Annotated in this window: 15 protein-coding genes; 8 read left to right on the plus strand and 7 right to left on the minus strand. The window is 61.8% G+C overall.

Annotated elements, in window-relative coordinates; translation table 11 throughout:
• Positions 1 to 74 precede the first annotated feature (74 nt).
• The 5 genes from BC443_RS16010 (at position 75) to BC443_RS16030 (ending at position 4,030) form a co-directional block, all read left to right on the plus strand.
• The gene (locus tag BC443_RS16010; protein WP_071232841.1) at positions 75 to 338 is read left to right on the plus strand and encodes a ComEA family DNA-binding protein; all 264 of its coding nucleotides are present in this window, start codon (positions 75 to 77) and stop codon (positions 336 to 338) included.
• A gap of 100 nt (positions 339 to 438) precedes the next feature.
• The gene (locus tag BC443_RS16015; RefSeq protein ID WP_071232842.1) at positions 439 to 921 is read left to right on the plus strand and encodes an FxsA family protein; all 483 of its coding nucleotides are present in this window, start codon (positions 439 to 441) and stop codon (positions 919 to 921) included.
• Positions 922 to 1,127: 206 nt separating this feature from the next.
• A complete protein-coding gene (locus BC443_RS16020) occupies positions 1,128 to 1,421 on the plus strand; it encodes a co-chaperone GroES (protein WP_071232843.1) in 294 nt (97 codons plus the stop codon).
• A gap of 59 nt (positions 1,422 to 1,480) precedes the next feature.
• Complete coding sequence (groL, locus tag BC443_RS16025; RefSeq protein WP_071232844.1) at positions 1,481 to 3,121, plus strand: chaperonin GroEL; 1,641 nt, start codon at positions 1,481 to 1,483, stop codon at positions 3,119 to 3,121.
• Positions 3,122 to 3,301: 180 nt separating this feature from the next.
• Entirely contained in the window at positions 3,302 to 4,030 is a 729-nt protein-coding gene (locus BC443_RS16030; protein ID WP_071232845.1) for an RNA methyltransferase, read from the plus strand.
• Between the two features lie 222 nt (positions 4,031 to 4,252).
• Here the strand turns inward: BC443_RS16030 and rpsA are convergent, their stop codons facing one another.
• The 7 genes from rpsA to BC443_RS16065 form a co-directional block, all read right to left on the minus strand.
• A complete protein-coding gene (rpsA, locus tag BC443_RS16035; RefSeq protein ID WP_071232846.1) occupies positions 4,253 to 5,929 on the minus strand; it encodes a 30S ribosomal protein S1 in 1,677 nt (558 codons plus the stop codon).
• A gap of 224 nt (positions 5,930 to 6,153) precedes the next feature.
• The gene (gene cmk, locus BC443_RS16040; RefSeq protein ID WP_071232847.1) at positions 6,154 to 6,834 is read right to left on the minus strand and encodes a (d)CMP kinase; all 681 of its coding nucleotides are present in this window, start codon (positions 6,832 to 6,834) and stop codon (positions 6,154 to 6,156) included.
• The gene (locus BC443_RS16045; RefSeq protein WP_282097213.1) at positions 6,831 to 9,068 is read right to left on the minus strand and encodes a bifunctional prephenate dehydrogenase/3-phosphoshikimate 1-carboxyvinyltransferase; all 2,238 of its coding nucleotides are present in this window, start codon (positions 9,066 to 9,068) and stop codon (positions 6,831 to 6,833) included. The genes cmk and BC443_RS16045 overlap by 4 nt, the downstream gene beginning before the upstream one ends.
• A 1-nt stretch (position 9,069) precedes the next feature.
• On the minus strand, positions 9,070 to 10,170 hold the full coding sequence (pheA, locus tag BC443_RS16050; protein ID WP_071232849.1) for a prephenate dehydratase: 1,101 nt from the start codon (positions 10,168 to 10,170) through the stop codon (positions 9,070 to 9,072).
• Positions 10,171 to 10,204: 34 nt separating this feature from the next.
• A complete protein-coding gene (gene serC, locus BC443_RS16055; RefSeq protein ID WP_071232850.1) occupies positions 10,205 to 11,287 on the minus strand; it encodes a 3-phosphoserine/phosphohydroxythreonine transaminase in 1,083 nt (360 codons plus the stop codon).
• 89 nt (positions 11,288 to 11,376) lie between these two features.
• The gene (gene gyrA, locus BC443_RS16060) at positions 11,377 to 14,094 is read right to left on the minus strand and encodes a DNA gyrase subunit A (protein ID WP_071232851.1); all 2,718 of its coding nucleotides are present in this window, start codon (positions 14,092 to 14,094) and stop codon (positions 11,377 to 11,379) included.
• A 161-nt stretch (positions 14,095 to 14,255) separates the two neighbouring features.
• Positions 14,256 to 14,687, minus strand: a complete 432-nt coding sequence (locus tag BC443_RS16065; RefSeq protein WP_071232852.1) for a thioesterase family protein — start codon at positions 14,685 to 14,687, stop codon at positions 14,256 to 14,258.
• Between the two features lie 196 nt (positions 14,688 to 14,883).
• On the opposite strand from BC443_RS16065, the gene BC443_RS16070 reads away from it, so the two are divergent.
• The 3 genes from BC443_RS16070 (at position 14,884) to BC443_RS16080 (ending at position 18,164) form a co-directional block, all read left to right on the plus strand.
• Entirely contained in the window at positions 14,884 to 15,810 is a 927-nt protein-coding gene (locus tag BC443_RS16070) for a recombination-associated protein RdgC (RefSeq protein WP_071232853.1), read from the plus strand.
• Positions 15,807 to 17,066 carry a 1-acyl-sn-glycerol-3-phosphate acyltransferase gene (locus BC443_RS16075; protein ID WP_083387471.1) on the plus strand — a complete coding sequence of 420 codons (1,260 nt, stop codon included), beginning with the start codon at positions 15,807 to 15,809 and terminating at the stop codon, positions 17,064 to 17,066. Before BC443_RS16070 ends, BC443_RS16075 begins: the two co-directional genes overlap by 4 nt.
• Before the next feature lie 291 nt (positions 17,067 to 17,357).
• The gene (locus BC443_RS16080; RefSeq protein WP_083387472.1) at positions 17,358 to 18,164 is read left to right on the plus strand and encodes an RIO1 family regulatory kinase/ATPase; all 807 of its coding nucleotides are present in this window, start codon (positions 17,358 to 17,360) and stop codon (positions 18,162 to 18,164) included.
• Positions 18,165 to 18,176: the final 12 nt, after the last annotated feature.

Here is an 18,176-nt window from a genome sequence, read left to right on the forward strand (position 1 = left end):
ATACACAGAATGAAGACCGGCCAGGAGCATGACCGGCCTTCATTCACCTTCCTGTTCCGATCAAGGAAATCGATATGAAGACTTTGATTCACGCAGCACTCTTCTCGCTTCTCAGCTTCAGCGCCCTCCCCGCACTGGCGCAGGACACCCCGATCAATATCAACGAAGCGTCGGCAGAAGAACTGGCTACCCTCCCCGGCATCGGCGAAGTCAAGGCACAAGCCATCGTGGATGACCGGGAGGCCAACGGCGATTACAAGAGCCTCGAGGACCTGACTCGCGTCGACGGCATCGGTGAGACAACCGTCAGCAACCTGGCCGAAGAAGCGACGCTGTAATCGTCTCCGGGGTCGCCGACGGCCCCGGAACGTCAATACTTGTAATCCTGTCGATCGTCTCCATCTTGGCTGAACAGGCAGCGTCAACGACGGAGACACCATGCCCCTGCTATTCCTACTGGCGCTTTTCGCTATTGCGGATTTCGCCTTGCTGTTCACCCTTGGCGCTAAGATCGGTCTGCTGGCAAGTCTGGCATGGATCATCGTGAGTGCCGCCTTCGGTATTCATCTCATTCGCCGCGAGAGCCTGCTTACGCTTCAGAGAGCTCGTGAGCGCATGGCCGCGGGCCAGATTCCCTCTGACGAACTGATGGCCGGCGCCTCGTTCCTGCTCGCCGGCATCCTGTTGATAGCACCCGGTTTTCTTTCGGACATCGTGGGCCTACTATGCCTGCTCCCCGGCAGCAGCCAGTTGATGCGCCGGTGGTCCGGACGCGGCACGCGACATGCCGGCGGGAGCGGACAGGACATTCCCGGCGACTGGGACGTTGGTCGGCGCAGATCCGAGAGCGCTTCCCACGATGACCAAGCTCGACGTGGGAACACGCCGATCGAAGGGGAGTATCTGGGCAAGGATCGCTGATCCGATCGTCTGACACCCGGACGACACCAGGCGAGAAAAATTTTGGGTTGCCCCTTGAAACCAACCAGCGAGACCCAATCAAGGCACCAGCGATAGCTTTAGGCCATCAGGCCCATTAACCGGAAGGCTTGAGCCTTCACCCCCTTGAGCCTCGCTCATGTGGGAACGTGCATTTGCAACATGCAACCATCAGGAGAACGTGAGCAATGAAAATCCGTCCCTTGCACGATCGCGTCATCGTACGTCGCAAAGAAGAAGAGCAGAAAACTGCTGGCGGCATCGTGCTTCCGGGCAGTGCCCAGGAAAAGCCGACCCGCGGTGAAGTCCTGGCCGTGGGCAACGGTCGCATCCTCGAAAGCGGCGAAGTCCGCGCACTGGACGTCAAAGTTGGCGATACCGTGATTTTCAAGGAAGGTTTCGGCGTCGAGAAGCAGAAGGTCGACGGTGAAGAAGTCCTGATCATGAGCGAAAGCGACATTCTGGCCGTCGTCGAAGGCTAATCGTCGCATCGCTCGACGCTTCATTACGATTTCACGTATTACATTAGGAAGATCGAACAATGGCAGCTAAACAAGTCAAGTTCTCTGATGATGCTCGCAAGCGCATGGCGCGTGGCGTCAACGTTCTCGCTGATGCCGTCAAGGCCACGCTGGGCCCGAAAGGCCGCAATGTCGTCCTGGAAAAATCCTTCGGCTCACCGACCGTGACCAAGGACGGCGTTTCTGTCGCCAAGGAAATCGAACTGAAGGACAAGTTCGAGAACATGGGCGCGCAGATGGTCAAGGAAGTCGCTTCCAAGACCTCCGACGCTGCCGGTGATGGCACCACCACCGCAACCGTCCTGGCACAGGCCATCGTCAACGAAGGCCTGAAGGGCGTTGCTGCCGGCATGAACCCGATGGATCTGAAGCGCGGCATCGACAAGGCTGTCGTCGAGGCCGTCAAGCACATCCAGTCGCTCTCCGTACCGTGCACCGACTCCAAGGCTATCGCTCAGGTCGGCACGATCTCCGCCAACGGTGATGCTCGCATCGGCGAGATCATCGCGGAAGCGATGGAAAAAGTCGGCAAGGAAGGCGTCATCACCGTCGACGAAGGTCGCGGATTCGAAGACGAGCTGGAAGTCGTCGAAGGCATGCAGTTCGATCGCGGCTACCTGTCTCCCTACTTCGTGACCAACCAGGACACGATGGCGGTCGAGCTCGAAGATCCGTACCTGCTGCTGGTCGACAAGAAGGTTTCCAACATTCGCGAGCTGCTGCCGGTTCTGGAAGCCGTCGCGAAGGCAGGCAAGCCGCTGGCCATCATCGCTGAAGATATCGAAGGCGAAGCGCTGGCAACACTGGTCGTCAACAACATGCGCGGCATCGTCAAGGTCGCTGCGGCCAAGGCGCCCGGCTTCGGCGATCGTCGCAAGGCCATGCTGCAGGACATCGCCATCCTGACCGGTGGCACCGTGATTTCCGAAGAAGTCGGTCTGAGCCTCGAGCAGGCCAACCTCGACCACCTGGGCAGCGCCAAGCGCATCACCATGTCCAAGGAAAACACCACCATCATCGATGGTGCTGGCGTCGAGTCCGACATCGAAGCCCGTGTCGCCCAGATTCGTGCCCAGATCGAAGAAACCTCTTCCGATTACGATCGCGAAAAGCTGCAAGAGCGTGTTGCCAAGCTGGCAGGCGGCGTTGCGGTCATCCGCGTGGGTGCGGCGACCGAATTCGAGATGAAAGAGAAGAAGGCTCGCGTCGAAGACGCGCTGCACTCGACTCGCGCCGCTGTCGAAGAAGGTGTCGTGCCTGGTGGCGGTACCGCCATGGTTCGCGTCCTGACGCTGATCCAGGGCCTGACCGGCGACAACGAAGACCAGACTCATGGTATCGCCATTGCACTGCGCGCCATGGAAGCGCCGCTGCGCCAGATCGTGACCAACGCTGGCGAAGAAGCTTCCGTCGTCGTCAACCGCGTCAAGGATGGCGAAGGCAACTTCGGCTATAACGCGCAGACTGGCGAATACGGCGACCTGTTCGAAATGGGCGTTCTCGATCCGGCCAAGGTCACGCGTACCGCACTGCAGTCCGCAGCTTCCGTTGCCGGCCTGATGATCACCACCGAAGCCATGGTGGCCGAAGATCCGGAAGATGCACCGGCAGGCGGCGCACCGGACATGGGCGGTATGGGTGGCATGGGCGGCATGATGTAAATCATCGCTCCGCCATCACCTGATTTTTCAGACTATCGAAAGGTTCAGGTATCATGGAAAGCCCCGCCATTGGCGGGGCTTTTTTGTTTTCGAGCCAAGCGTCAAGCGTTCGGGGCTATGTCGTTACGCCTTGGTCATCACGCCTTGCCTTATTCTTTTGCCTGTAGGAGTTTTTCGCGCATGCTGAATCGCATTCGCATCGTTCTCGTCCAGACCTATCATCCTGGCAATATCGGTGCCAGCGCGCGCGCCATGAAGACCATGGGTCTGAGCGATCTGGTACTGGTCGCACCACGCCAGTTTCCCGATGAGGAGGCCACTCGTCTCGCTGCTGGCGCCACCGACCTCCTCGACGACTGTCGTGTCGTCGATTCTCTCTCCGAGGCCATCGGTGATTGCGTTCAGGTAATCGGCGCCAGCGCCCGCCTGCGCAGCCTGCCACTGCCTTGCTATCACGCCCCGAATCGAATGGCCGCCGAACTCTGGCAGCGATTGCCGGAAGGGCCGGTTGCCATCGTTTTCGGCCGCGAGCGCTACGGACTGACCAACGAGGAAATCAGCCACTGCACCCACCAGTTGAACATTCCTGCCAACCCGGACTATGGCGTGCTCAATCTCTCCCAGGCTGTGCAGATCGTCGCCTACGAAACGTTCCGACAGTCTCGAACCGAGGAAGCAGCCCAGCAACCCCCCAGAGCCAATGGCCCCTACCCGACGGTGGAACAGCTGGAATACTTCTACGATCACCTTCATCGCGCCCTGGATAGCGCCGGATTTCTGACGCAGCCTCACGCCAAGACCGAAGCGCATCTACGCGCCCTGTTCGCTCGCGCCGAACCCAGCCGCAAGGAGCTATCGATTCTCCGCGGGGTACTCAATGCCCTGGAGAGCCGTAACCCATCCGAATGAAACCCGGCGACAAAGGTCTTCGGCTCGTTCACGGCGAGTGCTCGGTAGGCATCTGTATCGGAAGCACTGAAGGCTTTCTATAAGAAAGCTTTCTATAAGAAGACTCTCTATAAAACTATAAAAAGCAGCGCTCCATAAAAACAGCGCCTTATACAAAAAGCGCCCATAAAAAAACAGCGCCCGGAGGCGCTGTTTTTCATGGGAGAGAACGGATTCGGAGAATCAATCCTGACCCATCTGCTGCTTGATCAGATCACCGATGGTAGTCGGGCCGTTCGGCTCGGCTTCCTGATCCCGCTTGCCGCCAGTGCTGCGACGCGGCTCGACCTGATCCTTCGCCTTGATGGACAGGTTGATGACGCGGCTCTTGCGATCGACGTTGACGATCTTGGCTTCGACGCTGTCGCCTTCGTTCAGCACGTTGCGAGCGTCTTCGACGCGGTCAGCGCTGATCTCGGAAGCCTTGAGCACGGCCACGACGTCAGTCGCCAGCTCGACATGAGCTTCCTTGGCGTCGACTTCGACGATACGGCCCGTGACGATGGAGCCCTTGTCGTTGACTGCAAGGAACTCGGAGACCGGGTCGGACTCGAGCTGCTTGATGCCCAGCGAGATGCGCTCGCGCTCCGGATCGATCGAGAGGATGACTGCTTCCGCTTCGTCGCCCTTCTTGAACTGGCGAACGGCTTCTTCGCCGGTCTCGCTCCAGGAGATGTCGGAGAGGTGAACCAGGCCGTCGATGCCGCCTTCCAGACCGATGAAGATACCGAAGTCGGTGATCGACTTGATGGTACCGGCAACGCGGTCGCCCTTGTTGTAACGAGCGCTGAAGTCTTCCCACGGGTTGGTGGTGCACTGCTTGATACCCAGGGAAATACGGCGACGCTCTTCGTCGATGTCCAGAACCATGACTTCGACTTCGTCACCGACCTGAACCACCTTGGACGGATGGATGTTCTTGTTGGTCCAGTCCATTTCGGAAACGTGAACCAGACCTTCGACACCCTCTTCCAGCTCGGCAAAGCAGCCGTAGTCGGTCAGATTGGTGACGCGGGCGTTGACTTTCATGCCTTCCGGATAGCGGTCGACGATGTTGACCCACGGATCTTCGCCCAGCTGCTTCAGACCCAGCGATACGCGGTTGCGCTCGCGGTCGAACTTCAGCACCTTGACATTGATCTCGTCGCCAACGGCCACGATTTCGCTCGGATGCTTGATACGCTTCCAGGCCATGTCGGTGATGTGCAGCAGGCCGTCGACGCCACCGAGATCCACGAACGCGCCGTAGTCGGTCAGGTTCTTGACGATACCGTTGATCTGCTGGCCTTCCTGCAGGGTGGCGAGCAGCGCTTCACGCTCGGCACTGTTCTCGGCTTCGAGAACGGCACGGCGGGAAACGACGACGTTGTTGCGCTTCGGATCGAGCTTGATGACCTTGAAGTCCAGCTCTTTGTGCTCCAGGTGCGCGGTATCGCGGACCGGACGCACATCGACCAGCGAGCCCGGCAGGAAGGCACGGATGGAGGCGACATCGACGGTGAAACCGCCTTTGACCTTACCGTTGATCACGCCCTTAACGATCTCGTCCTTCTCGAAGGCCGCTTCCAGTTCCTTCCACGCTTCGGCACGCTTGGCCTTCTCGCGTGACAGGCGGGTCTCGCCGAAGCCATCTTCCACGGCTTCCAGCGCGACCTTGACTTCATCACCGATCGCGATGGTCATCTCGCCATTGTCGTCGCGGAACTGCGCGACGGGGATCTGCCCTTCGGACTTCAACCCGGCGTTGACGGTGATCCAGTCGCCTTCGATGTCAACCACGGTTGCCATGACGATGGCACCGGGTTCCATGTTGATGTCCTGGAGAGACTGTTCAAACAACTCAGCAAAGCTTTCGCTCATGTGATTCCTACGTGATCAACGTTGATGACGGTCATACCGTCTTCCTCCGTACCACCAGCGAGCACGGGCCTTATCGACATATCCCTGGGGATGTTGGCGCTGGTTCGACCTGCAACGACTTGTCAGTCGGATCATTGCACGTCATGACATCTTGCCAGGGTCCCCGGTAGCGGAAGTGCGTCGTCGGCTTTTGCCACGAACCGGCAGTCAGACCAGGAAAGGCGCTAGACCAGGTTTCGTTCGGCGAGCAGCGTCTCGATACGCTCCACGACTTCCGGTATATCCAGCTGCGTCGTGTCCAGCTCTACCGCATCTGCGGCGGGTTTGAGCGGGGCCACGGCGCGCTGCATATCACGCGCATCGCGCGCTTTGATTTCTTCCAAAAGGGTCGAGAGTCTAGCATCTTCACCCGCCTGCTGCAATTGCAGCAGGCGCCGCCTGGCACGCTCCTCGGCGGAGGCAGTGAGATAGATCTTGAGCGGCGCATCGGGAAAGACCACCGTCCCCATATCGCGGCCATCGGCCACCAGCCCCGGGGCCTGATGAAAATCGCGCTGACGCTGCAGCAACGCATTACGTACCGGCGGTAGCGCCGCGACCTGGGAGGCGGCGTTGCCGACTCCCTCGCTGCGAATCGCCGTGGTCACGTCGTCACCTTCCAGCAGGATCTGCATCGCGCCATTCTCGACCGCGAACACCACATCGAGATTCTGGGCCTGCTCGGAGAGCGCCTGCGCATCATCGACAGCGATCCCATGGCGCAATGCCGACAGCGCCGTCAAACGATAGAGCGCCCCGCTGTCCAGTAGATGCCATCCCATGTGCTCGGCGATCATCCGGCTGATCGTGCCCTTCCCGGCCCCCCCCGGACCGTCGATGGCCAGAACCGGTGCCACCTGGGTCATGTCGATGCCTCCGTCAGTTCCAGCCCCACCTTGTTGGCCAGCGCGACGAAACCCGGGAAGGATGTCGCTACGTTGGCACAATCATCGATCACTACCGGCTCGCTGGCACGCGATGCAGCAACGGTGAAAGCCATGGCGATACGGTGATCGCCCAGGCTATCCACCTGTCCGCCACCGTAGCTGGCACCATCGCCAGCCCGGCCGACGACATCGATGCCGTCTTCGTAGACCGTCGTCTCGACGCCGAGAATGGTAAGTCCATCGGCCATCGCCTGGATCCGGTCGGACTCCTTGACGCGAAGCTCTTCGGCGCCGCGCAGCCGCGTCGTGCCCTCGGCATTGGCTGCGGCGACGAATAGCGCCGGAAATTCGTCGATCGCCAGCGGCACCTGATCGACGGGAATATCGATACCCTTCAGCGGTGCATAGCGGATATGCAGGTCGGCGACCGGCTCGCCACCGACCTCGCGCGGATTCTCCAGCCGCAGATCGGCACCCATCGCCTTGAGAATGTTGATGACGCCGATACGCGTCGGATTGACCCCGACATGCTCGAGCACGAGATCCGACCCTGGCGTGATGGCCGCCGCCACCAGGAAGAAAGTGGCGGAAGAGATGTCCGACGGCACATCGATGGGCGCACTGGTCAGTTCGCCTCCACCCTGCAGCGTCGCCAGATCGCCGTCGCGGACGACCTTGTAGCCGAAGCCGTTGAGCATGCGTTCGGTATGGTCACGCGTCGGCGCCGGCTCGCGCACGCGCGTTTCACCTTCGGCATAGAGACCCGCCAGCAGCAGGCAGGATTTGACCTGGGCGCTGGCCATCGGCATGTCGTAGTGAATGCCTTTCAATGGCTGACCGCCATGGATCTTCAACGGCGGGCGGCCACCTTCGGCGGTATCGATCTTCGCGCCCATCAGGCGCAGCGGATCGGCCACCCGCGCCATCGGCCGCTTGGTCAACGAGGCATCGCCGGTCAGCTCGGTATCGAAGGCCTGGCCCGCCAGCAGACCGGCAAACAGACGCATGGCAGTGCCCGAATTGCCCACGTAGATCGGCCCCGCCGGCTTTTTCAGTCCGTGCAGGCCCACGCCATGGATCGTCACTCTGCCCTGGTGCGGGCCCTCGATGGCGACCCCCATGTCACGGAAGGCTTGCAGCGTTGCCAGGCTATCCTCGCCCTCGAGAAAGCCCTTGACCTCGGTGACACCACTGGCCAGTGCGCCGAGCATGATCGAGCGGTGAGAGATAGACTTGTCGCCGGGAACGCGGATCCGGCCACTGACCGAACCGCCGGGCGACACCCGGTACTGAACCTGTCGTGCTTCCATGGTCTGATAACTCGTCTGATTCAACAGCGTTTCAAAATAGTGTCTGGCGTGACTGGCACGGTCGAACGTACCCAGCATGGCGTCGCTGTCACCCTGCTCTATCGCCGTTCGCAGCCGGGCGAGACCGGCTTCGAAATCATCCAGCGCCGCCAGCAACGCGCCGCGATTGGCAGTGAAGATATCGCGCCACATGACCGGGTCACTGCCGGCGATTCGGGTAAAGTCGCGAAACCCGCCGGCGGCATAGCGAAAGATCTCCAGACGTTCGTCCTGCCGTGCCAGCGTATCGACCAGCGAAAACGCCAGCAGGTGCGGCAGGTGGCTGGTCCTCGCCAGAACCTGATCGTGGCGATCCACCGGCATTTCCAGCACGTCGGCTCCGCAGCGTTGCCATAGCGCACGCACCGCAGCGACAGCGGTCGGTGCCGTGTCAGCCTCCGGGGTCAGGATGACCTTGTGATGACGATAGAGCGCCGGATTGGCCGCAGCCACGCCACTTTTCTCGGAGCCGGCAATGGGATGGCCGGGAACGAAATTGGCCGGCAGATGGCCGAAGGCTTCCCGTGCGGCATCGCAGACGCGACGCTTGGTACTGCCGACATCGGTCAGGATCTGCTCGTCGATCAACGGCGACAGCTGCGCGAAGACCTGCTTCATGGCCAGCACCGGCACCGCCAGCACGATGATGTCGCTCCGAGCGACCAGCGGCGCCAGTTCGCCACCGCCCTCGTCGATCACGCCCAGCTCGAGTCCGGTCGCGATCTCGTCCCGATCCCGGTCACAAGCCAGGATGCGCCCGGCATAGCCGTTGGCCTTGAGCGCTGCGGCCAGCGAACCGCCGATCATGCCCAGCCCCACGATCAGCAGCGTCGCCTCTCCTGTTGGCGTATCTCCGGCCCGCACCTTACAGCACACCTACCGGGTAGGAGCCCAGCACTTTCATGTCCTGGGCACAGTTGCGCACTTCATCCAGCACACGGGCGATCTCGGGCTGATCGACATGTCCCTTGAAGTCGATGAAGAACACGTAGTTCCAGGCCCCGGTACGGGACGGACGCGTTTCCAGCCGCGTCATGTCGACACGGTGGCGATGGAACGGCTCGAGCAGATCGTGCAGCGCGCCCGGCTCATTGCGCATGGCGACCACGATGGAAGTCTTGTCGGTGCCGGACGGCGGGACCGACTCATTGCCGATGATCAAAAACCGCGTGGAGTTGTCCGGCCGATCCTCGATCTTCTCGGCGACGTGGTCGAGCCCGTAGAGCTGGGCGGCCATATCGCCCGCGATGGCGGCGCTGTGCCATTCGGTCTTGACCAGCCGCGCGGCCTCCGCGTTGGAGGATACCGCCACACGCTCGGCGTGCGGATAGTGCGCGTCCAGCCACTTGCGGCACTGGGCGAAGGATTGCGGATGCGAGTAGATCCGGGAGATCTTGTCCTGGCGCGTGACGCTCGACATCAGCAGGTGATGATGAATACGCAGCACCACCTCGCCGCTGATATGCAAACCGGAATCCATGAACGAATCCAGCGTGTTGTTGACCACGCCCTCGGTGGAGTTCTCCACCGGCACCACGCCGTAGTTGACCGCGCCCGCCTCGACCTCGCGGAACACTTCGTCGATCGCGGCCATCGGCAGGCTGATCGCACTGTGCCCGAAATGCTTGAGCGCTGCCTGCTGGGTAAAGGTCCCCTCCGGGCCGAGATAAGCCACCTTGATCGGCTTTTCCAGCGCCAGACAGGCCGACATGATCTCGCGGAACAGGCGCGCCATTTCCTCGCTGTGCAGCGGCCCGGGGTTGTTTTCCATCACCCGGCGCAGAACCTGGGCCTCGCGTTCCGGGCGATAGAACACGGCGTTCGGATCATCCGCCGTCTTGACGTGGGCGACCTGCTGGGCGCAATCGGCGCGCTCGCTGATCAGCCGCAGCAGTTCGCTGTCGATGGTGTCGATACGTTGCCGCAGGGCTGCAAGGTCCAGCGGCGAATTCGAGGAGTCACTCATGACCATATCCTGAAGGAGGTGGGTGACGCCCCGCTTAACCGCGGCGGCGCTCGAAATCCCGCATGAACGTGGTCAGCGCCTGCACGTCGGCTTCGCTGACCGCATTGTAGAGGCTCGCACGCATGCCGCCGACGCTGCGGTGCCCCTTGAGATTCAGCAACCCTTCCGACTCGGCCTCGCTGAGAAAGACCGAATTCAGCGACTCGTCCGCCAGCGTGAACGGCACGTTCATGATCGAGCGGTTGGTCGGGTCGATCGGGTTGGCATAGAAGTCGCTGTCATCGATCGTCGAATAGAGCGCCTCGCACTTGCGACGGTTGATCGCCTCCATCTCGGCCAGGCCACCGATATCCTGCTTGAGCCATTGAAATACCAGGCCGGCCAGATACCAGGCGTAGGTGGGCGGCGTATTGATCATCGAGTCGTTGTCGGCGTAGACCTTCCACCCCAGCAGCGACGGCGTCTGCGGCAGAGCGCGCTCGAGCAGGTCGTCGCGAACGATGACCACGGTGATACCAGCAGGGCCGATGTTCTTCTGCGCCCCGGCATAGATGACGCCATAGCGACTCACGTCCAGCGGCGCCGACAGGATCGACGACGACATGTCGCACACCAGCGGTACGGAGACTTCCGGCGTGTAATCGTACGCCAGTCCGCCGATGGTCTCGTTATGGCAGTAGTGCAGATAGGCGGCATCGTTCGAGAGCGCAATCTCGTCGGGGCGCGGCACATGCACGTAACCGTTGCCGCGTGTCGATCCGGCGATATGGGAGGCGGCGAGATGATCCGCTTCCTTGATCGCCTTGGTCGACCAGATGCCGGTATCCAGATAGTTGGGCGTACCGCCCTGCCCCAGCAGATTGAGCGGCACGCAGGCGAACTGCATGGTGGCGCCGCCCTGCATGAACAGCACGCGGTAGTTGTCAGGAATCGCCAGCAGATCGCGCAGGTCCTGCTCGGCCTGAGCGGCGATTGCTTCGAACGTCGGGCTGCGATGGCTCATCTCCATCACCGACAGCCCCTGGCCCCGGTAGTCGAGCAACTCTTCGCGAGCGCGTTCCAGAACGGCGGTCGGCATCGCCGCCGGGCCAGCACAGAAATTATGCAGACGTGTCATCGTCAAGGTTTCCCGATTCAAAGCCTAAAAGCCACTTACAAGAGCCACGGCTCACAAACACGCCCCGGCTGTTGCCGGGGCGCCACTGCCTACTCGCGTCCTTCGCCGGACTCGGCATCATCCTCGCCAGTGTCGACGGGCGGCGTCTCTTCCGCCAGATCGACAGCGGCCCCGCCTTCCGCCATCTCTTCCTCGCTCGGCTCGTCCACACGAACCGTCTTGACCAGACGCTCGTCGTCGCCGGTGCGAATCAGGGTGACGCCCTGGGTGTTACGCGAACTGACCGAGACTTCGGCCACGCGGGTACGCACCAGCGTGCCACGATCGGTGATCAGCATCATTTCATCGCTACTGCGAACCTGCATCGCCGCGACCAGTGAGCCATTGCGCGCGGTGGTCTGCATCGCGATCACGCCCTGGCCGCCACGCCCGCGAATCGGGAACTCCTCGAGTCGGGTGCGCTTGCCGTAGCCATTTTCCGATGCCGTCAGAATGTAGATCTGCTCGTCGCCGCCGTTGCTGGCGCCATCATTCCCGGCATCGGCCTCGCTGTCGGCGTCGGCATCCGCATCGATGGTCTGACTCTGCGGAATGATCAGACTGATCACCTCGGCGCCATCCAGTAGACGCATGCCGCGCACGCCGCGGGCCGTTCGGCCCATCGCGCGGACGTTACCTTCTTCGAAGCGGATCGCCTTGCCGTTGGACGACAACAGCATGACGTGATCCGAGCCGGAAGTGATGGCGGCGCCAATCAGGCGATCGCCTTCATCGATATCGATGGCAATCAGACCCACACTGCGCGGCCGCGAGAACTGGTCCAGCGACGTGCGCTTGACCGTGCCGCTGGCGGTGGCAAAGAAGATGTAGCTGTCCGGGTTGTATTCACGCACCGGCAGGATCGCGCTGATCGACTCGCCGGCATCCAGCGGCAGCAGGTTGACCAGCGGCTTGCCACGCGATCCGCGGCTGGCATTGGGCATTTCGTAGGTCTTGAGCCAGTACACCTTGCCGCGACTGGAGAACAGCAGCATGGTGTCGTGCGTCGAGGCCACCACCAGATGCTCGATGACGTCTTCGTCCTTCATGCTGGTGGCCGACTTGCCGCGTCCGCCGCGCTTCTGTGCCTGATAATCGGAGATCGGCTGCGTCTTGGCATAACCGCCGCGGGACAGCGTGACCACCATGTCTTCCTCGGCGATCAGATCTTCCATGGACAGGTCGAGACGGCTGGTCTGAATCTCGGTCCGGCGCGCGTCGCCGTACTGGTCGCGGATCGCCTCCAGCTCCTCGCGGATCACCTCGAGCAGGCGATCCGGCGACGCCAGGATGTGATTGAGTTCAGCGATGCGCTCGAGAATGCTCAGGTACTCGTCGAGCAGCTTCTCCGTTTCCAGACCGGTGAGGCGATGCAGACGCAGTTCGAGGATCGCCTGGGCCTGTGCCGGAGAGAGCCGATACATGGCGCTGTCGTCACTCAGGCCATAGCCCTCTTCGAGATCTTCCGGCTTGCAGGAAGTCGCGCCGGCGCGCTCGAGCATGCCGGTAACCTGCCCCGGCTGCCAGTCGCGGGCAAGCAGTTTTTCCTTCGCTTCGGCGGCGTTCGGCGAGGCCTTGATCAGTTCGATCACCTCGTCGATATTGGAGATCGCGACAGTCAGGCCTTCGAGCAGATGCCCGCGTTCACGAGCCTTGCGGAGTTCGAACAGCGTGCGGCGAGTAACGACTTCACGCCGGTGCCGGACAAAGGCCTCGAGCAGTTGCTTGAGGTTCAGTGTCTTGGGCTGACCGTCGTCGAGGGCGACGATATTGATCCCGAACACGTTCTCGAGCTGCGTGTGCGCGAACAGGTTGTTGACGACGACATCGCCGGATTCGCCACGCTTGACCTCGATCACCACGCGCAGCCCTTCCTTGTCGGACTCGTCGCGCAGCTCGGCGATACCCTCGATCCGCTTCTCCTTGACCAGCTCGGCGATCTTCTCGATCAGACGCGCCTTGTTGACCTGGTAGGGAAGCTCGGTGATGACGATGTGGTCACGACCGCTCTTCTTGTCGAACTCGACGGTATGCTTGGCGCGCACGTAGATGCGCCCGCGGCCGGTACGGTAGGCTTCGAGAATGCCGGCGCGACCGTTGATGATGCCGGCAGTGGGGAAGTCGGGCCCGGGGATGTACTCCATCAGGTCATCGACCGTCAGCGTGTAATCCTCGATCAGCGCCAGGCAACCGTTGATCACCTCCACCATGTTGTGCGGCGGAATGTTGGTCGCCATGCCCACGGCGATACCGGAGGCACCGTTGATCAGCAGGTTCGGCACCTTGGTCGGCAGCACTTCGGGGATTCGCTCGGTGCCGTCGTAGTTGTCGACCCAGTCGACGGTATCCTTCTCGAGATCGGCGAGCAGTTCATGCGACAGGCGCGCCATGCGAACTTCGGTGTAACGCATTGCTGCCGCGTTATCGCCGTCGATGGACCCGAAGTTGCCCTGACCGTCGATCAATACGTGGCGCATCGAGAAATGCTGCGCCATGCGCACGATGGTGTCGTAGACCGCACTGTCACCGTGGGGATGATATTTACCGATCACATCGCCGACCACGCGCGCCGACTTCTTGTATGGCTTGTTCCAGTCGTTGCCGAGCTCGTGCATCGCGTAGAGCACACGACGATGGACCGGCTTCAAGCCATCGCGAACGTCGGGCAGCGCGCGCCCGATGATGACGCTCATCGCGTAGTCCAGATAGGACTGCTTGAGCTCGTCCTCGATGTTGACTGGCAGAATTTCTCTGGCGATATCACCCATGGGTCGTCAAATCCTTTGCACCGCTGCCACGCCCGGAGTCCGGCCGTGGCAGCGTTAATAAAGCCCTGGCTAGGCGGCCAAGTGGCTCAGCCACACAATCACGGGATCATACCATTTCAGGGCCTTCAAAGGCAGGCGTTGACGTGCCTGGACCCGGTTTTCTACTTCGTCTCGGCCATATCGACGACCAAGGGACCCAATCGCTCCGCCCATTCCCCTTCCATCGGGATCACCAGGCCGCTTTGCTGGTCCAGCAACACGAAGGTCAGTGTCGCCGATGCAACCAGCTCGCCGCTGCCGACATGGGTAATGCGATGCCCGACCACCCCGCTGCGTCCGCCAACACGGGTCAGGCAGGTCTCGACCTCGAGATCATCGTTCATGACGGCCGCGCGACGGTAATCGATATTGAGATTGACCGCGACAAGCGCCACGCCTTTTGCCAAGCCCTCGGCAAACTCCGGGTGCGCGTCGACATAGGCCCAGCGCCCTTCTTCCAGAAACTCCAGATACCGGGCGTGGTTGACGTGGCCGTAGCCATCCAGATGAAAGCCGCGAACGCGCACGGCAGTCACGGTAGTGCGTGAATCCATGGAATCTCTCCTGTTGATGCAAAGTCTCGTCGTAGCTCGTAGCTCGTAGCTCGTAGCTCGTAGCTCGTAGCTCGTAGCTCGTAGCTCGAAAACATACGCCCGTTTGAAACAGACGCGCAAATATCGACGCGCAACCTTGGTGGTAACACCTGGGTCGTTTCGCCATAATATGCCTCCTTTCAAACGGATCGGGCGCATGTGGTTCAAGCATTGTCATCTGTATCGCTGCCATGACACCGAGGTTCTCTCCGTCGAGGATCTGGAAACCGCGCTGGCAGAATTTGCGTTTCGCCCCGTCTCCCCGCGTGAAGCACGCCGGGTTGGCTGGAGCGCACCGGCCGGCCGCCGCAGCGAACAACGCGTACACGAAATTCAGGGGCATCGACTGCTGTCGATGCTGCGCCAGGAGCGTCTGCTGCCGGCCGCGGTCGTCAATGACGAAGTCAACGAGCGTAGCGAGGCACGCGAGCAGGCCGAAGGGCAGCCACTCTCGCGCCGGGAGCGCCAACTGCTCAAGGAGCAGGTGATGGAGGAACTGCTGCCGCAGGCCTTCACCCGGACGCAGCGCGTCGAACTGTGGTGGGACACCCGCAAGCAGCTGATCGGCATCAACGCCTCCAGCCGCAAGCGTGCCGAAGAAGTGCTCGATCTGCTGCGTCAGACGCTCGGCTCGTTGAAGGTGACGCCATTGGCGACGAAGACGCCGCCGTCTCGCGGCATGACCCAGTGGCTGAGCGACCCCGCCAGCCGCCCCGCCAGCCTGATGCTCGGCGATCAGGTCGAGCTGCGTGCCGCCGAGGACGACGGCGTGCTGCGCGCGCGCCAGGTCGACCTCGACAGCGAAGAGATCCAGTCGCTGCTCGAAAACGGACGCCAGGCTAGCCAGCTCAGCCTGGGCAGCGAAGGTCAGCTCCGCGTGATGCTGCATGACGACCTGGCGCTCAAGTCGCTGCAGTTCGACGACGCCCTGCTGGACGAAGCCAGCCAGAGCGACGACGGCGACGACCCGATCGTCAGCCTCGAGACCGATTTCGCCCTGATGTCCCAGACCTTGGCCACCTTCGTCACCCAACTGATCGAATGGCTGGGTGGCGAAGCCGACCCGGCAGCCCCGACACCATGACGCTCCGTTTCGATACCGACAAAGGCGCAGCCCCCTCCCAGGGCACCGCGACCGGCAATTCGCATGGCAATCCGCACAGCGCCGAAGCGGCGATCGATCTCGATCGCTTTGCCGACATCCGCCCCTATCATGATGAAGAGGTAGCGGCGGTACTGGCCCGGCTGGCGCATGACAGCGAACTGCTGGATGCGATCACCCGCTACCGCCTGCCGCGGCTGTCGCGCTTCGCCCCGCCGCTGGCGCGCAAGCTGGCCAGCTTCCGGATCCAGCGCGAGGTCCGCAACGTCTCGACGGTACGCGACTTCCAGTTGCGCATTGCCGACTACATGGCGCACATGATCGGCAGCACCACCCGAGGGTTCGAAGTCGAAGGTCTGGATCGGCTGTCGCCGGACCAGGCCTATCTGTTCATCGGCAACCACCGCGATATCGCCCTCGATCCGGCCTTCGTCAACTACGCGCTCTATACGGCAGGGCATGACACCGTTCGTATCGCCATTGGCGACAACCTGCTGCAGAAGCCGTTCGTGACCGATCTGATGCGGCTCAACAAGAGCTTCATCGTGCCGCGCTCGGTCAAGGGCAAACGGGCGATGCTGGCAGCGTATCAGTCGCTCTCCGGTTATATCCGTCACTCGATCACCGACGACAATCACTCGGTCTGGCTGGCCCAGCGGGAAGGCCGGGCCAAGGATGGCGTCGACCGCACCGACAGCGCCATCGTCAAGATGCTGTCCATGGCACGGCGTCTGGAAGAGGGCGACAGCGATATCGGCGCCGCCGTGCGCGAGCTCAAGATCGTGCCGGTCTCGATCAGCTACGAGTACGACCCCTGCGCCATCAACAAGGCCCGCGAGCTGCATGCCAAGGAGACCGACGGCGCCTACAAGAAGGTGGAGTTCGAGGATATCCTCTCCATCGTCGCCGGGATTACCGGCGACAAGGGGCGCGTCAAGCTGGTATTCGGCACGCCGCTCTCGGCGGATTTCGACAACGCCGATGACGTTGCCGCAGAGATCGACCGCCAGGTGCTGGAAAACTACCCGATCTTCCCCAGCCATCGGCTCGCGCTGGCCGAAACCGGCCTGGCACCGGATCTGGTCGACCTTTCCGGCGTGACAGCGGGCGATCGCGAGCGGTTCCAGGCGCAGCTATCCCAGGTGCCGGACGAACTCCGTCACTGGTGGCTGATGCAGTACGCCAATCCCATTCTGAACCGCGCCGGCCGAGCCCACGGCCGGGAAGCCCAGTCCTGATCCCCGCATACCGTTGACCCAACCGCCATCGCTCCTTGCAATGGCGGTTTTCCTGATGCCTCGCCCCCTTCTCCGCACCCGCTACCCAGCCTTCCTTTTCTATCGAATCGAATCGAACCAAATCGAACCGAACCGAACCAAACCAAACCGAGCCGAACCCGACTCGGCCAAATAGCTTCCCTGCCCTGACTTTATCGCTGTCCGTCGATCCCGTACTGGCGTGATCGCAGCAAGTTTCTTAAAATGAGCTTAAACTTAGTCAGCTAATTAGTATCTTTATCGTTTCCAGCCATGAATGCTCCTCTCGATTCCGCCACCACTTCCCCGGCCGAGGCCAGAACGCTCGATGTCGATGCCGTTCTCTCAGGCACCCAAACGCCATATCCAGCACCGGAAACGCCACCACCGTCACCAGGCCCATTTCCAACGATCCTGACGCCGCCGCTGATCACGCCAAGGACACTGCAACGCGGCGAAGGCCTGCTCAAGGCCGATGTCGTCCTCAAGACCCATGCGGGCCAGCCCGTGATCTGCAAGGACTACGGCCGCTACGCCGGCAGCTGGCTGGCAATTCCCGCACGCCTGCTGCTGCGCCACGAGGCACGCATTCTGGAACGCCTGCGCCACTGGCCTCACGCGCCCAAGGTGGTCGGTCAGGTCGGCAAGCTCGCGTTATTGCTGGAGTACGTGCCCGGCGAGATGCTGAGCGAAGCGGCAGATCCCACGAGCCCGATCTACTTCGCCCAGTTGATGACCGTGCTGACCTCCCTGCACCGCAGCTCGATCGTGCATAACGACATACGAGGTTCCAACATCATCGTGAGCCGGGGTCGCGTGGTGCTGATCGATTTTGCCTCGGCGATCTATCTGCCCGGCGGGCGACTGCTGCGCTTTCTGCTCCGCCCTCTGCGGCGCAGCGACCTCGCCGGCGGGCTCAAGCTCAAGGCCCGGCTGACCGGCGAAGCCCTCACGCCGGAGGAGGCTCGCCTGCGTCGCAAACCGGCCTGGATCAGAGGTCTCCAGCACACCTGGAAACGCCGCCTGTTACCCCGGCTCAAGCGCCATTCGCAAAGCCAGCGCCGCGATGAAGCCCGGTGAACTCACGCTGCG

This window comes from Salinicola sp. MIT1003 (assembly GCF_001858555.1).
Classification (GTDB): domain Bacteria; phylum Pseudomonadota; class Gammaproteobacteria; order Pseudomonadales; family Halomonadaceae; genus Salinicola; species Salinicola salarius.

Excerpts from the sequence above, each read along its gene's own strand:
- BC443_RS16010 (WP_071232841.1), top strand. The coding sequence starts at position 75 with ATGAAGACTTTGATTCACGCAGCACTCTTCTCGCTTCTCAGCTTCAGC.
- BC443_RS16015 (WP_071232842.1), top strand. The coding sequence starts at position 439 with ATGCCCCTGCTATTCCTACTGGCGCTTTTCGCTATTGCGGATTTCGCC.
- BC443_RS16020 (WP_071232843.1), top strand. The coding sequence starts at position 1,128 with ATGAAAATCCGTCCCTTGCACGATCGCGTCATCGTACGTCGCAAAGAA.
- groL (WP_071232844.1), top strand. The coding sequence starts at position 1,481 with ATGGCAGCTAAACAAGTCAAGTTCTCTGATGATGCTCGCAAGCGCATG.
- BC443_RS16030 (WP_071232845.1), top strand. The coding sequence starts at position 3,302 with ATGCTGAATCGCATTCGCATCGTTCTCGTCCAGACCTATCATCCTGGC.
- rpsA (WP_071232846.1), bottom strand. The coding sequence starts at position 5,929 with ATGAGCGAAAGCTTTGCTGAGTTGTTTGAACAGTCTCTCCAGGACATC.
- cmk (WP_071232847.1), bottom strand. The coding sequence starts at position 6,834 with ATGACCCAGGTGGCACCGGTTCTGGCCATCGACGGTCCGGGGGGGGCC.
- pheA (WP_071232849.1), bottom strand. The coding sequence starts at position 10,170 with ATGAGTGACTCCTCGAATTCGCCGCTGGACCTTGCAGCCCTGCGGCAA.
- serC (WP_071232850.1), bottom strand. The coding sequence starts at position 11,287 with ATGACACGTCTGCATAATTTCTGTGCTGGCCCGGCGGCGATGCCGACC.
- gyrA (WP_071232851.1), bottom strand. The coding sequence starts at position 14,094 with ATGGGTGATATCGCCAGAGAAATTCTGCCAGTCAACATCGAGGACGAG.
- BC443_RS16065 (WP_071232852.1), bottom strand. The coding sequence starts at position 14,687 with ATGGATTCACGCACTACCGTGACTGCCGTGCGCGTTCGCGGCTTTCAT.
- BC443_RS16070 (WP_071232853.1), top strand. The coding sequence starts at position 14,884 with ATGTGGTTCAAGCATTGTCATCTGTATCGCTGCCATGACACCGAGGTT.
- BC443_RS16075 (WP_083387471.1), top strand. The coding sequence starts at position 15,807 with ATGACGCTCCGTTTCGATACCGACAAAGGCGCAGCCCCCTCCCAGGGC.
- BC443_RS16080 (WP_083387472.1), top strand. The coding sequence starts at position 17,358 with ATGAATGCTCCTCTCGATTCCGCCACCACTTCCCCGGCCGAGGCCAGA.